The sequence below is a fragment of the Enterobacter sp. WI-ESBL-E8 genome (genome assembly GCF_053364895.1).
The window spans coordinates 3,124,029-3,137,144 of the sequence record NZ_JBRWXJ010000001.1; the positions used below are offsets into that span (position 1 = coordinate 3,124,029).

The 13,116-nt window shown below is 59.2% G+C and carries 11 protein-coding genes and 1 tRNA gene; 7 read left to right on the forward strand and 5 right to left on the reverse strand.

All coding sequences use genetic code 11. The features are described 5' to 3' along the window. The first annotated feature begins 39 nt into the window (after positions 1–39). From ACWHWP_RS14905 to ACWHWP_RS14930, 6 genes are all read left to right on the forward strand, one after another. A complete protein-coding gene (locus tag ACWHWP_RS14905) occupies positions 40–1,782 on the forward strand; it encodes an IucA/IucC family protein (protein ID WP_447855907.1) in 1,743 nt (580 codons plus the stop codon). Beyond that, positions 1,782–2,729, forward strand: coding sequence for a GNAT family N-acetyltransferase (locus ACWHWP_RS14910; protein WP_447855909.1), 948 nt, complete (start codon positions 1,782–1,784; stop codon positions 2,727–2,729). The genes ACWHWP_RS14905 and ACWHWP_RS14910 overlap by 1 nt, the downstream gene beginning before the upstream one ends. Beyond that, positions 2,726–4,468 (forward strand): aerobactin synthase IucC, encoded by a 1,743-nt coding sequence (gene iucC / locus ACWHWP_RS14915; RefSeq protein WP_447855910.1) that lies wholly within the window; start codon positions 2,726–2,728, stop codon positions 4,466–4,468. The genes ACWHWP_RS14910 and iucC overlap by 4 nt, the downstream gene beginning before the upstream one ends. Further along, the gene (locus ACWHWP_RS14920; RefSeq protein ID WP_447855911.1) at positions 4,465–5,790 is read left to right on the forward strand and encodes a lysine N(6)-hydroxylase/L-ornithine N(5)-oxygenase family protein; all 1,326 of its coding nucleotides are present in this window, start codon (positions 4,465–4,467) and stop codon (positions 5,788–5,790) included. The genes iucC and ACWHWP_RS14920 overlap by 4 nt, the downstream gene beginning before the upstream one ends. Positions 5,791–5,816: 26 nt before the next feature. Next, positions 5,817–8,006 carry a TonB-dependent siderophore receptor gene (locus tag ACWHWP_RS14925; RefSeq protein ID WP_063957608.1) on the forward strand — a complete coding sequence of 730 codons (2,190 nt, stop codon included), beginning with the start codon at positions 5,817–5,819 and terminating at the stop codon, positions 8,004–8,006. A 168-nt stretch (positions 8,007–8,174) separates the two neighbouring features. Next, positions 8,175–8,250, forward strand: a tRNA-Asn gene (locus ACWHWP_RS14930). Positions 8,251–8,304: 54 nt separating this feature from the next. Here the strand turns inward: ACWHWP_RS14930 and ACWHWP_RS14935 are convergent. The 3 genes from ACWHWP_RS14935 to ACWHWP_RS14945 form a co-directional block, all read right to left on the reverse strand. Then, positions 8,305–8,637 (reverse strand): type II toxin-antitoxin system PemK/MazF family toxin, encoded by a 333-nt coding sequence (locus tag ACWHWP_RS14935; RefSeq protein ID WP_059310252.1) that lies wholly within the window; start codon positions 8,635–8,637, stop codon positions 8,305–8,307. Then, a complete protein-coding gene (locus tag ACWHWP_RS14940; protein ID WP_064594547.1) occupies positions 8,638–8,895 on the reverse strand; it encodes an AbrB/MazE/SpoVT family DNA-binding domain-containing protein in 258 nt (85 codons plus the stop codon). It lies immediately after the preceding gene. A 455-nt stretch (positions 8,896–9,350) separates the two neighbouring features. Further along, positions 9,351–9,740 carry a RidA family protein gene (locus tag ACWHWP_RS14945; RefSeq protein ID WP_059310254.1) on the reverse strand — a complete coding sequence of 130 codons (390 nt, stop codon included), beginning with the start codon at positions 9,738–9,740 and terminating at the stop codon, positions 9,351–9,353. 140 nt (positions 9,741–9,880) lie between these two features. Between ACWHWP_RS14945 and ACWHWP_RS14950 the strand changes: the two genes are divergently transcribed. After that, positions 9,881–10,801 (forward strand): LysR substrate-binding domain-containing protein, encoded by a 921-nt coding sequence (locus tag ACWHWP_RS14950; RefSeq protein ID WP_447855912.1) that lies wholly within the window; start codon positions 9,881–9,883, stop codon positions 10,799–10,801. A 54-nt stretch (positions 10,802–10,855) separates the two neighbouring features. On the opposite strand, the gene cbl is transcribed toward ACWHWP_RS14950, so the two are convergent. Together cbl and nac are read right to left on the reverse strand one after the other, a co-directional pair. Next, positions 10,856–11,806, reverse strand: coding sequence for an HTH-type transcriptional regulator Cbl (gene cbl, locus ACWHWP_RS14955; protein ID WP_063957613.1), 951 nt, complete (start codon positions 11,804–11,806; stop codon positions 10,856–10,858). A gap of 96 nt (positions 11,807–11,902) precedes the next feature. Next, positions 11,903–12,820, reverse strand: a complete 918-nt coding sequence (gene nac / locus ACWHWP_RS14960; RefSeq protein ID WP_045908128.1) for a nitrogen assimilation transcriptional regulator NAC — start codon at positions 12,818–12,820, stop codon at positions 11,903–11,905. Positions 12,821–13,116 lie beyond the last annotated feature (296 nt).

A 13,116-nucleotide genomic window follows, 5' to 3' on the forward strand; every position in this document is an offset into this window, starting at 1 on the left:
CGAGAATTATTATCAATCATGGAATGAGGTACATCTATTATGCGTGCTCTGCCCCGCGCTGCCGGTACAGACGTTGCTGCCCAGTGTTTTCTAAACGCCCTGCTGCGCGAAACGAAGGACTGGCGCTATCTCCCCTCTGCCACTGAGGATGCGCTATCGCAGATTCATATCCCGCTTTCTCAAACCCAGGCTATTCGGGTTCCGGTACGCTATTTCTCCCCCACCCAGCATCATCAGTACCGTTTCCCGGCAACCCTTATTCAGAGCGACAGCGATGACGGTGACGCCGTCACATTCCACCAACTGGTTGATTTACTTCTTGAAAAACCGTCCGTAAAAGGCGCTCTCGATGCCGCTACGCTGTCGCGTTTTAAGCAGCGCGTCCTCGAAAGCCATGCGCACACCTGGCAGGCGATTGATTTACGCCACGGCTGGGCAACCCTGCGCGATAAGCCGCTAACGTTTGCCGACGCGGAACAGGCGCTGCTGGTCGGCCATGCGTTTCACCCGGCACCGAAGTCGCACGAGCCGTTTGATGAAGCCGAAGCGCGCCGCTATCTGCCTGACTTCGCCTCCCGCTTCCCGCTGCGCTGGTTTGCCGTTGAAAGCACGCTGATTGCCGGCGACAGCCTGAACGTCTCCCTGCGTGAACGCCTGCTGCGCTTCGCCGCCCAGAGCGCGCCCGAGCTGCTCGGCCACTTTACCGACACCCGCTGGCTATTGCCGATGCACCCGTGGCAGGCCGACTATCTGCTGAAGCAGGATTGGTGCCAGCGTCTGGTGGAAAACGGTTCATTGCAGGACCTGGGTGAAGCGGGCGCACAGTGGCTGCCCACCAGCTCCTCGCGCTCGCTGTACAGCGAAACCAACAGCGACATGATTAAGTTCTCCCTCAGCGTGCGCCTGACGAACTCCGTGCGCACGCTGTCGGTGAAAGAGGTTAAGCGCGGGATGCGCCTGGCGCGCCTGGCGAAAACGGCGCGCTGGCAAGAGCTCCAGGCGCGCTACCCTACCATGCGCGTCATGCAGGAGGACGGCTGGGCCGGGCTGCGTGATGAAAGCGGCGCCGTTCAGGAAGAGAGCCTGATGGCCCTGCGCGTCAACCTGCTGTTTGACACGCCGGCTACGCAGACTAACGTGCTGGTCAGCCTGACGCAGGCCGCGCCGGACGGCGGTGACAGCCTGCTGGCCGCGGCGGTGCGCCGTCTGAGCCAGCGTCTGGATTTACCGCTCGCCCAGGCCGCGCGCTGCTGGCTGGACGCCTATTGCGACCGCGTATTACTCCCGCTGTTCAGCGCCGAGGCGGACTACGGTCTGGTCCTGCTGGCGCATCAGCAAAATATCCTCGTTGAGATGCAGCAGGACTTCCCCGTCGGGCTTATCTACCGCGACTGCCAGGGCAGCGCGTGGACCGAAGGGGCCGATGCGTGGCTGCAGGAGGCGGGCGAAAGCGAGGTGGAAAACCGCTTTGGTGAGAGCCAGCTGCTGCGCTACTTCCCCTACTACCTGCTGCTGAACTCCACGCTTGCCGTCACCGCCGCCCTCGCCGCCGCGGGTTTCGACAGCGAAGAGAGCCTGATGTCCCGGGTGCGCGACGCGCTGGTGGGCCTGCGCCAGACCGCGAAGCAGACCCGCTGCCTCGACTACGTGCTGGACAGCCCAACCTGGAACTGCAAAGGCAACTTCTTCTGCTACCTGCACGACCGCAATGAAAACACCATCGCCGATCCGGCGGTGATCTATTTCGACTTTAGCAACCCGTTTTACAAGGAGAAGGCGTGATGGCCATCGCGAATATCGTCCATTCCGGCTACGGCTTTCGCTGCACCACCACGGACCGCGCGCTGCCGCTGGCGCTGGGTCTCGACGGCAGCGCGGTGCTTGAGCGCCTGCGCGACATCCCGGACGGCTGGCTGGTCGAAGCCCTGGATCAGCTGTTCGTCGCCGCACCTGCGCTAACCGGCATCACGCTGCCGTGGGCGGCGTGGCAGGATGAACCTCAGGCGCAGGCGCTGTTTAGCCAGGCCCACGGAGATTATCTGGCGCGCGACGCCTTCTGGCAGTTGCCGCTCTGGCTGAAGGGTGAACGGCCGCAGGCCAGCGGCGGGATGCAGTTTGACGAGAGCCGCCAGCTGTACTTCCCGCTGCGCCCTCACCGCCCGCAGGGCGAGGTGTATCGCCGTTACGATCCGCAAATTAAGCGCACCCTCAGCTTCCGCGTGGCGGACGTGGCGCTGGACGGCGAGCGATTCACCCGCTGGATGAATAACCCGCGCGTGAACGCCTTCTGGGAGATGGCCGGTCCGCAGGACGAGCAGGAAAACTACCTGCGCCGCCAGCTCGACTCAACGTATTGCTACCCGGTTATCGGCTGCTTCGACGACCAGCCGTTCGGCTATTTTGAGCTCTACTGGGCGCCGGAAGACCGCATTGGCCGCCACTATCGCTGGCAGCCGTTTGACCGCGGGCTGCACATGCTGGTGGGTGAAGAAAACTGGCGCGGCGCGCAGTACATCCGCAGCTGGCTGCGCGGCCTGAGCCACTATCTGTATCTCGACGAGCCGCGCACCGCGCGCATTGTCGCCGAGCCGCGCTTCGACAACCAGCGCCTGTTCCGTCACCTTTCCTCTGCCGGTTTTGACACGGTGAAAGAGTTCGACTTCCCGCACAAGCGCTCGCGCCTCATCATGAGCCAGCGTCACCGCTTCTTCAGCGAGGTGGGCCTGTGAACGCTCTCTGGCAAAAAGTGAACCGCGAGATGGTGGCGAAGATCCTCGCCGAGCTGGAATACGAACGCACCCTGCGCGCCGAACCGCTTTCGTCGGACCGCTGGCAGATCGCCATGGGCAGCGAAACATGGCAGTTTAGCGCCACGCGCGGGATCTGGGGCTGGCTGCATATCGACCCGAACAGCCTGACGACCCTCAGCGGCGCGGCAGTGGAAGCCGAAAGCGCGCTGCTGCAGCTGGCAACGGTGCTGGAGATGAGCGACGCGCAAACGGCTGAGCATATGGAAGATCTCTACGCCACGCTGCGGGGGGATATTCAGCTTTTACAGGCGCGCGAAGCGCTGGATGCCGACGCGCTTATCCACCTCGATCCGGACGAACTGCAGTGCCTGATGAGCGGCCATCCGAAGTTTATTTTTAACAAAGGTCGCCGCGGCTGGGGCCTGGATGCCCTGCGCCAGTACGCGCCGGAATACCGCGGGCGTTTTCGCCTGCACTGGGTCGCCGTCCAGCGCGAACACCTGGTCTGGAGCAGCGACGCCGATTGCGACATTCACACTCTGCTGGCCAGCGCCATGGACAACGCCGAGCGCGCGCGATTTGACGCCCGCTGGCAGGCGCTGGGCTTCGACGACGGCTGGCTGCCCGTGCCGCTGCACCCGTGGCAGTGGCAGCAGAAGATCGCCATTCATTTCCTGGCGCAGCTGGCGCGCGGTGAGATGGTTGAGCTGGGCGAGTTTGGCGATGAGTATCTGGCGCAGCAGTCCCTGCGCACGCTCACCAACGCCAGCCGCCGCGCGCCGTATGACATCAAGCTGCCGCTGACCATCTACAACACCTCCTGCTATCGCGGCATTCCGGGCAAATACATTGCCGCCGGGCCGCTGGCCTCGCGCTGGCTACAGCAGCAGTTTGCCAGCGATGCGACGCTTACCCGCTGCGGTGCGCAGGTCCTGGGTGAGCCCGCTGCCGGGTATCTGTCGCATCCGGGCTATGCCGCATTGCCGAAAGCGCCCTACCGCTACCAGGAGATGCTGGGGGTGATCTGGCGCGAAAACCCGTCCTGTTATTTAGAGGACGGTGAACAGGCGGTGCTGATGGCGGCGCTGATGGAAACCGATAACGCCGGGCGTCCGCTGATCGACGCGTGGATCGCACGCTCGGGGTTAAGCGCCGAGGCGTGGCTGGAAAAGCTCTTTGAAGCAACGGTGATCCCGTTCTATCACCTGCTCTGCCGCTACGGCGTGGCGCTGATCGCCCACGGGCAGAACGTGACGCTGGTGATGAAAGATTACGTCCCGCAGCGCATCCTGCTGAAAGATTTCCAGGGCGATATGCGCCTGGTGGATGAGGACTTCCCGCAGGCGCAGAGCCTGCCGGAGCAGGTAAAGGCCGTCACGGCGCGCCTGAGCGCGGATTATATTATTCACGACCTGCAAACCGGCAACTTTGTAACGGTGCTGCGTTTTATCTCGCGTCTTACCCTGCAAAGCGGCGTCAGCGAAACGCGCTTCTACCAGATCCTCGCGCAGGTTTTGCGGGGTTATATGGCCGCGCACCCGGATCTGGCGGACCGCTTCGCCAAATTCGATCTCTTCAAGCCGCAGATTATTCGCGTGATCCTCAACCCGGTCAAACTGACCTTCTCCGAACACGACGGCGGCAGCCGCATGCTGCCGAACTATGTCACCGATCTCGATAACCCACTTTTTCTGGCCTCACGGGAGTCAGCGCAATGAAAACCTATGATTTCATCGGCATTGGTATTGGCCCGTTTAACCTCAGCATCGCCGCCCTCGCAGAAGGGCTGGACGGCTTTAGCTCGCTGTTCCTTGAGCGCAAACCGCACTTTTCCTGGCACCCGGGGATGATGGTGCCGGACTGCCACATGCAGACCAGCTTCCTGAAGGATCTGGTCAGCGCCGTGGAGCCTACCAACCGCCACAGCTTCCTGAACTACCTGGTGCAGCGTAAAAAGTTCTACCGCTTTCTGACCACCGAGCAGCGCACCGTCTCCCGCGAAGAGTTTGCCGATTACCTGTGCTGGGCGGCGGAAAACCTCACCAATCTCGCCTTCAGCCAGCAGGTGCAGCAGGTCAGCTTTGATGAGAAAAGCGGCCTGTTTGAGGTGGTAACCCAGCGCGATCGCTTCCTGGCGCGCCACGTCTGCGTGGGGATTGGCAAACAGATCAATCTGCCCGACTGCGTTACCGTGCAGGACGATACCTGCTTCCACGCCAGCGAGATGATGCTGCGCACGCCGGAGCTCGCTGGCAAGCGCGTTACCGTCGTCGGCGGCGGCCAGAGCGGTGCGGACCTGTTTTTGAACATCTTCCGCGGCGAATGGGGCCAGCCGCTGAGCCTGAACTGGGTGTCGCGCCGCAATAACTACAACGCGCTGGATGAGGCCGCGTTTGCCAACGAGTACTTCACGCCGGAGTACGTGGACAGCTTCTCCACGCTCGGTGAAGAGGCCCGTCGCCAGATGCTGCACGAGCAGAAGATGACCTCTGACGGTATCACCACCGAGTCCCTGCTGGCGATTTACCGCGCCATGTACCACCGCTTTGAAGTGCTGCGTGAAAAACCCTGGGCGCATCTCCTGCCGTCCCGCTCGGTATCGGCGCTGACGCGTCAGGAAAACGGACATCGTCTGAGCATTCAGCATCACCTCGACGGCGGCCGCGAGCAGCTGGAGAGCGACGTGGTGATTTTTGCCACCGGCTACCGCGCCGTACAGCCGGCGTTCCTCGCGCCGCTGTCTCACCGCCTGAAGCTGGATACGGACGAAGCCTTCTGCATCAACAACGATTTCACCCTCGAATGGGACGGCCCGCAGAGCAACCGCCTGTTTGCCGTGAATGCCGGGATGCACCGTCTCGGTATTGCCGAACCCCAGCTCAGCCTGATGGCCTGGCGCGCGGCGCGAATTTTGAATCGCGCGCACGCGGACGAGCCGTTTGAGCTGGCCACCACACCCGGCGTTATCCACTGGCGGACTACCGCCAGCCCGGACAGCAATCCGGTTTTTAAATCATTAGCAAAAACCACCGAGTACTGACACACACAATCAGGATCAACATAACAATGAAACGTTCTCATCTTTGGGTTTTAAATCCTTGCTTGCTTGCAATGCTTTCTACCTCTGCGTGGGCGGAAGAACAAAAGGAAGAAAATATCGTTGTCTCCGCCAGCCGCGCGCACCGCAGCGTGGCGGAGATGGCGCAGACGACCTGGGTCATTGAGCGGGCTGAAATTGAGCAGCAGGTTCAGGGCGGAAAAGAGATTAAAGAGGTGCTGGCGCAGCTGATCCCGGGGATGGACGTCAGCAGCCAGGGACGGACCAACTACGGCATGAACCTGCGCGGCCGTTCCATGATGGTGATGGTGGACGGCGTGCGCCTGAACTCGTCGCGCAGCGACAGCCGTCAGCTGGACTCTATCGACCCGTTCAATATCGATCGCATTGAAGTAATCTCCGGTGCCACCTCGCTCTACGGCGGCGGCAGCACCGGCGGCCTGGTGAATATCGTCACCAAAAAAGGGCAGCCGGAGACCGAGGTTGAGTTCCAGACCGGGGCAAAAAGCGGCTTTAACAGCCACAACGACCACGATGAGAACGTGTCGGCGGCAGTCAGCGGCGGCAATGATAACGCGTCCGGTCGTCTGTCGGTGTCGTATCAGCGCTACGGCGGCTGGTACGACGGCAACGGCGACGAGGTGATTATTGATAACACCCAGACCGGCCTGCAGTATTCCGACCGTATCGATGTGATGGGGACAGGCACCATCAACATTGACGATCACCAGCAGCTGCAGTTAACCACGCAGTACTACAAGAGCGAATCCGACGGCAAGCACGGGCTCTATCTCGGGAAGAACTTCTCCGCGGTAACGGGGGATGCGAACGCGTACAACAAAGGCAACCTGGACTCTGACCGCGTCCCGGGGACCGAGCGCCATCTGATTAACCTGCAGTACTCGAATACCGATTTCTGGGGCCAGGACCTGGTTGCGCAGATTTACTACCGCGACGAGAGCCTGACCTATTATCCGTTCCCGACCCTGACCAAAGGTGTGGTGAGCAGCATCGGTGCCTCTCAGCAGAAAACCGATTTCTACGGCGGCAAGCTGACGCTGAACAGCAAGCCGGTGGACGATTTGACGCTGACCTGGGGCGTGGATGCCGACCACGAAACCTTCGATGCCAACCAGCAGTTCTTCGACCTGAGCAAAGCCGCGGCGAGCGGCGGCATGGAGCTGGACAACGCCTACAACGTGGGCCGTTACCCGGGCTACAGCATCACCAACCTCGCCCCGTTCCTGCAGGCAAGTTACGACATTGACGCCATCACCCTGAGCGGCGGCGTGCGTTACCAGTACACCGAAAACAAGGTGGACGACTTTGTTGGTTACGCCCAGCAGCAGGCCATCGCCACCGGGAAAGCCACCTCCGCAGACGCGGTGCCGGGCGGGAAAACCGATTACAACAACTTCCTGTTTAACGCCGGGATCCTTGGCCGCCTGACCGAACAGCAGCAGCTGTGGTTTAACTTCTCCCAGGGCTTCGAAATTCCGGACCTGGCGAAGTACTACGGCTCGGGTACCTATCAGCTCGTCGACGGCCACTATCGCCTGCTGAACAGCGTGAACGTGAACGATTCGAAGCTGGATGGCATCAAGGTCAACGCTTACGAGCTGGGCTGGCGCTATACCGGGGATAACCTGCGCACGCAGGTTGCGGCGTACTACTCGCTCTCGGATAAAACCATCACCATCAACAAAACGGATATGACCATCAACCTGGAAGACGACAAGCGTCGTATCTACGGGGTGGAAGGTCAGGTGGACTATTTCTTCACTAATAGCGACTGGAGCACGGGCGCGAACTTTAACGCCATTAAGTCTGAAACCCGCGAGAACGGCAAATGGGAGAAGCTGACGGTAGACAGCGCCAGCCCGTCGAAAGCCAGCGCATGGGTCAACTGGGCGCCGGGCGACTGGACCCTGCGCGTGCAGAGCACGCAGACCTTTGACGTGTCAGACGCCGACGGCAAGAAGATCGATGGCTATAACACGGTCGACTTCCTGGGCAGCTACGCCCTGCCGGTGGGTAAAGTCAGCTTCAGCGTGGAAAACCTGCTGGACAAAGACTACACCACCGCCTGGGGCCAGCGCGCGCCGGGGCTGTATAGCCCAACCTACGGCGCACCGGGCCTGTATACCTATAAGGGCCGTGGACGCACGTTTGGCCTGAACTACTCCGTACTGTTCTAACCCTTCGCGCCGCCTGCCTGCGGGCGGCGCTTTTCCTTGTGTAATTTCAACGCAAATTTGCTATAAAATCAGCGATTTGCTGAAATTGTCAGCAAACGAGCGAAAAGCGTGTTTTCCCCCTTTGACAAGGCGAACCGAGGTCGCTACTATGCGCCTCGTTCACACGATTCCTCTGTAGTTCAGTCGGTAGAACGGCGGACTGTTAATCCGTATGTCACTGGTTCGAGTCCAGTCAGAGGAGCCAAATTTGAAAAGCCTGCTTTTGAAGCAGGCTTTTTGCTTTTCTGCATTTCTGATCTTAATTCAGAATCGCATCCAGCCTCGCAAGCACTTCATTTACAACGGCGTCAGGTATGCGTTCCAGCCGCATGCCGTTCCGGGCAGCCATATCAATGGTTCTGGGCTGGTCGCAGCGAATAACGCCGATTGTTTTGGTCCCCGCCCCTTCCAGTGAAACGGTGAAACCTGCTGTACGCGCAAAGTTTCCGCCGCTGGTGACGGGAACCACTACCGGTAGCCGGGTCAGCTTGTTAAACGATGCCTTCGATACGATGAGTACCGGACGTTTTCCACTTTGCTCGTGGCCAGCAGTCGGATCCAGTGAAACAAGCCAGATTTCCCCTCTGTCCATTTACAGGATCTCCTTGCCCACCGCAGGCGCATCAATCCATTCCCGCTCCTCTTCGCTCATTTCAGCGTGCGGATCGCACTGCGCCAGCAGCTCCTCAAGCGAATAATGAGGCCGTTTCTGGGGTTCAATAATCAGGCAACCATTATTAATGGTCATGCCGACTTCGCTGTCCGTCGACAGTTCCAGCGTTTTCAGCACGGCGGGAGGAACCGCCAGCATGATGGATCCGCCAACCTTTTTCAGGCGAGTTTTATACATAGCGCACCTCCTAATATTATATTTTAATATAACATTCATGGCAGGAAGTGCGCAATTATTCATCAGATTCATGGTGATTTCCTTTTCATAATTAAGTGGGCAGAAAGCAGGCGGGAACGTTGCTCGTAGTAGGAAGGCCGATAATAGAAAATTGTTTATGTGCTTCAAAGGAATATGGCGGATCGGATAAACGAAATGCGAGGCGGTTTCAGGACTGGAGCCGTGTCGGCGAAATGACAGCAATCGAGCGATTAAAGAGAGCTAAATTTGAAAAGCCTGCTTTTAAAGCAGGCTTTTTACTTTTGTGCATTCGGAAAATTTGCCGGGTGGCGGCTTCGCCTTACCCGGCCTACGGGACTGTAGACCCGGTAAGCGCAGCGTCACTGGGCAATAAACCGCTGCTTTCATAAATTTTCCTCTGTCTTATCTTTCGACCGGCGGAAAGACCCGTAACGCTAGGGTAGCCTGGCAATCACCTTAATCTCAAAGTGGAATCCGTACAGCCACGTCACGCCGATCCCGGTCAACGTAGGATAAGGCGCTTTCCCCCAATATTCTGGCAGGATACTCCAGATAGCGTCGAGGTTTGACTCGGGATCGACGACAAAGAGGGTCACGTCAACCACGTCAGCGAACGTGCAGCCCGCGGCCGCGAGGACAGCATTAAGATTATCGAAGGCCAGCCGGACCTGCGCTTTCAGGTCGGGCTCTGGCGAACCATCCTCGCGGCTACCAACCTGCCCCGAAACGAACAGAAAACCGTTGGATTTAATGGCCGGTGAATAGCGATTGCGCTCATAGAGCGCCTGCCGACCGGTGGGGAAAACTGCATCGCGTGCCGTCATGTTTGTACCTTTGCAATGGGGCGAAATCAGCCCGGTGAACATAAGGACACTTTACAGGTGCAGGATCGGGCGGATAAACAAGCGACTTTGTCCATCATTGTTTGTAATATCCAAACAATCGGCGAAAAGAGAGGTATGGAATGGATCGTTTCGATGCGATGCGCGCCTTTGCTCGCGTGGTGGAGGCAGGTAGCTTCACAAAGGCTGCCCAAACGCTTCATATGAGCAAAACGACGGTGACGCAGCTCGTTCAGCAGCTGGAAGCGCGCCTACGCGTCAAATTGCTCCATCGCACCACCCGCAGGCTCGGCGTGACTCCCGACGGCGCGGTCTACTACGAACGCGTCATCCGCCTGCTGGCGGACATGGAAGATGCTGAAAACTGCCTGTCCAGCGCGGCGATGACGCCCAGGGGGCGGCTACGGGTGGATGTGCCCAGTCCGCTGGCCCGCCTCATCCTTGTACCGGCGCTACCGGCGTTCCACGCACGCTACCCTGACATCCAGTTCGACATGGGCGTGAGCGACCGGGTGGTGGATCTGATTGGTGACAGCGTGGATTGCGTCCTGCGCGGCGGCGAAATCAACGACCAGTCCCTCATAGCTCGCCATGTCGGAGATTTGCAAATCGGCGTCTACGCCGCCCCCAGCTATGTGGAACGCCTTGGCGCCCCTGCGCACCCGCGAGAGCTGGAAAATTCCGACCATCGCAGAGTAGGATTCTTGTCCTCACGCACCGGCAAGATTGATCCTCTGGTACTGCGCAGTGAGAGTGAACATATTGAAATCACGGGCAGCTATGTACTTGCCGTGGATGATGGCAATGCTTACCTCGAAGCCGGGTTAGCCGGGTTGGGCGTGATTGCGCTGCCAGTCTATATGGCGGCAGTGCATCAGGCCGCCGGCGCTTTGATTCCGTTGTTTACACAATGGCGTATCAGTCCAATGCCCCTGCACCTGGCGTTCCCGCCGAACCGCCACGTCAACGCTAAACTGCGCGTTTTTATTGACTGGATTGTTGAATTGATGCAGCAGCATGTCCCCACTACTTACAACAAATGACGACATCCCTGTCCCCTAATTCGGTCAGCGCAGCGCTACCGGGCAAGCCAGCACTTAAATCTGGTAATCAATCGCCACTTCTTCCGGCTCCATCACCTGGCGTTTAATCTCATCGACGGACAGCCCGGCGTTGCAGAGCTCGATAAAGCGCCACACGTAGTTGCGCTGTAGCTGCCCGCGCTTCAGGCCGAGCCAGACGGTATTGGCGTCAAACAAATGGCGTGTATCAAGACGCACCAGTTCCCCGGCCTCGCGCTCGCCGCCGGACTGTTCCGCCACCAGGCCAATGCCCAGGCCCAGCTCGACGTAGGTTTTAATCACATCGGAATCCTGCGCGCTCAGCACGATGTCCGGCGTTAACCCTTTACGGTTGAAGGCCTCATCAATACGCGAGCGCCCGGTAATGCCCTGGCGGTAGGTAATCAACGGCCACTTAGCAATCTCTTCCAGCGTCAGGGGAGAGACCTGATTCAGGGGATGATCGACGGGGAGCAATAAGCTGTGGTACCAGCGGAACCAGGGGAAAGCCACCAGCAGCGGGTCGTTGCTCAGGCGTTCGCTGGCGATGCCGATATCCGCCCCGCCGTTTTGCAGCAGCACTTCAATTTCCTGCGGCGTGCCCTGGATGAGCTCCAGACGGACATCGGGGAAAAGTTCGCGGAAGGCTTTAATCACCGGCGGCAGGCTGTACCGGGCCTGGGTGTGGGTGGTGGCGATGGTAAGCACGCCGGATGCATCATTGGTAAAGAGATCCGCCAGACGTCGAACGTTGCTGGCCTCGTTAAGGATCCGCTCAGCGATGGTGAGCAAGGCCTTGCCGGGCTCGGTCATGCCCAGCAGACGCTTGCCGCGGCGGATAAAGATCTCTATCCCCAGCTCTTCTTCCAGCTCGCGGATATGGCGGCTGACGCCGGACTGAGAGGTATAAAGCATGTTGGCGACCTCGGTCAGGTTGTAGTCCCGCCTGGCCGCCTCACGGATAATTTTAAGTTGCTGGAAATTCACGATTCACTCCGGCGCATCTGAGATAGCTCTATTGTTAGAGTCAGCTGAGCTGCAGAACAAATAATAAAAACCAGCATCTTATGCTTTTATGGAATATCAGCTCACGAGCTGAAGCTCACGGTTCTCAAGCGATGGCTTGCTGACCAGCGACATCAAAATCTCTTTGACCGCCTGCGCCTGCGGCGAGAGCGATCCGCGTGCGGACATGTTCAGCGACAGCGGCAGGCTCATCGAAGGCGTGGTGATGCGCGCCATCCAGCCGTTTGCCGCACTGCACAGCGAGCGCGCGGCAGATTCCGGCAGAACCGTCACCCCCATTCCGCTGGCAATGGCCGCGGTCAGCGTGGAGATAGAGTCGATCTCGCCGATGATTTTTGCCGTCAGGCGGCGCAGGGAGAACGCTTCATCCACGCGCACGCGCACGGCGCTGTAATCGCGCGGCAGATAGAGGTTCATCTCTGCCACGGCGGTCAGGTCTACGCTCTGACCCGGACAGTCGCGGGTGCCCACGAGGTAAAGATCTTCTTTCAGCAGCGGCTGGCTGGTGATCCCGGCGACCGGGGAGCGATCGTAAAGGACCGCCATATCCAGCTGGCCGCTCAGCAGTTTGTCATTCAGTACGGACCCGCTGTTTTCGTGCAGGTAAACCAGCACTTCCGGCAGCTCGGCGCGAACGGCCTGCAGCAGCGGCATGGTAATAGACGATGCGGCCGTTCCCGGCGCCAGGCCGATAGAAACGTGCCCGCTCAAGGTCTGACCCACGTTGTTCACCGCCAGCTGCGCCTGTTCACACTGGCGGAGGATGGTGCGCGCGTGGGTATACAGGATCTTACCGGCTTCCGTTGGCGTGACGCCGCGTTTGGTGCGAATCAACAGCTGCTGATCCATCTCGCCTTCCAGAGTAGCCACCTGCTGGCTCAGCGCAGGCTGCGCGATATGCAGCACTTCTGCCGCTTGAGTCAGGCTGCCGATATCGACGATTTTTACGAAGTATTTCAGTCGTCTTAAGTTCATTTTGCCCCCTGTTCGAAAATGCTGTGCCGGAACCGGCTGTCGTTGTTGAACAGGTTTTGCAATATGAATGCCACTTTTACCAGGCGGTCTGAATTGTTCGCTAAGCGCCTGAAAATAAGGAAACCTAATCACGGAGGTGGGTTTTATTACTGAAACAGCAGTTTATGATCTGCCCCATTAGGGGTATACGCGCACCAAAGCGGTGCATTCCGCTGGCAAAAACACCACTTTGCCGATTTTGTCAGCAAACGATCAAAAGGCGTTGATCCACCCTTTGACAAGGCGAACGCAGGTCG

Excerpts from the sequence above, each read along its gene's own strand:
- ACWHWP_RS14905 (WP_447855907.1), top strand. The coding sequence starts at position 40 with ATGCGTGCTCTGCCCCGCGCTGCCGGTACAGACGTTGCTGCCCAGTGT.
- ACWHWP_RS14910 (WP_447855909.1), top strand. The coding sequence starts at position 1,782 with ATGGCCATCGCGAATATCGTCCATTCCGGCTACGGCTTTCGCTGCACC.
- ACWHWP_RS14920 (WP_447855911.1), top strand. The coding sequence starts at position 4,465 with ATGAAAACCTATGATTTCATCGGCATTGGTATTGGCCCGTTTAACCTC.
- ACWHWP_RS14925 (WP_063957608.1), top strand. The coding sequence starts at position 5,817 with ATGAAACGTTCTCATCTTTGGGTTTTAAATCCTTGCTTGCTTGCAATG.
- ACWHWP_RS14935 (WP_059310252.1), bottom strand. The coding sequence starts at position 8,637 with ATGGACAGAGGGGAAATCTGGCTTGTTTCACTGGATCCGACTGCTGGC.
- ACWHWP_RS14940 (WP_064594547.1), bottom strand. The coding sequence starts at position 8,895 with ATGTATAAAACTCGCCTGAAAAAGGTTGGCGGATCCATCATGCTGGCG.
- ACWHWP_RS14945 (WP_059310254.1), bottom strand. The coding sequence starts at position 9,740 with ATGACGGCACGCGATGCAGTTTTCCCCACCGGTCGGCAGGCGCTCTAT.
- ACWHWP_RS14950 (WP_447855912.1), top strand. The coding sequence starts at position 9,881 with ATGGATCGTTTCGATGCGATGCGCGCCTTTGCTCGCGTGGTGGAGGCA.
- nac (WP_045908128.1), bottom strand. The coding sequence starts at position 12,820 with ATGAACTTAAGACGACTGAAATACTTCGTAAAAATCGTCGATATCGGC.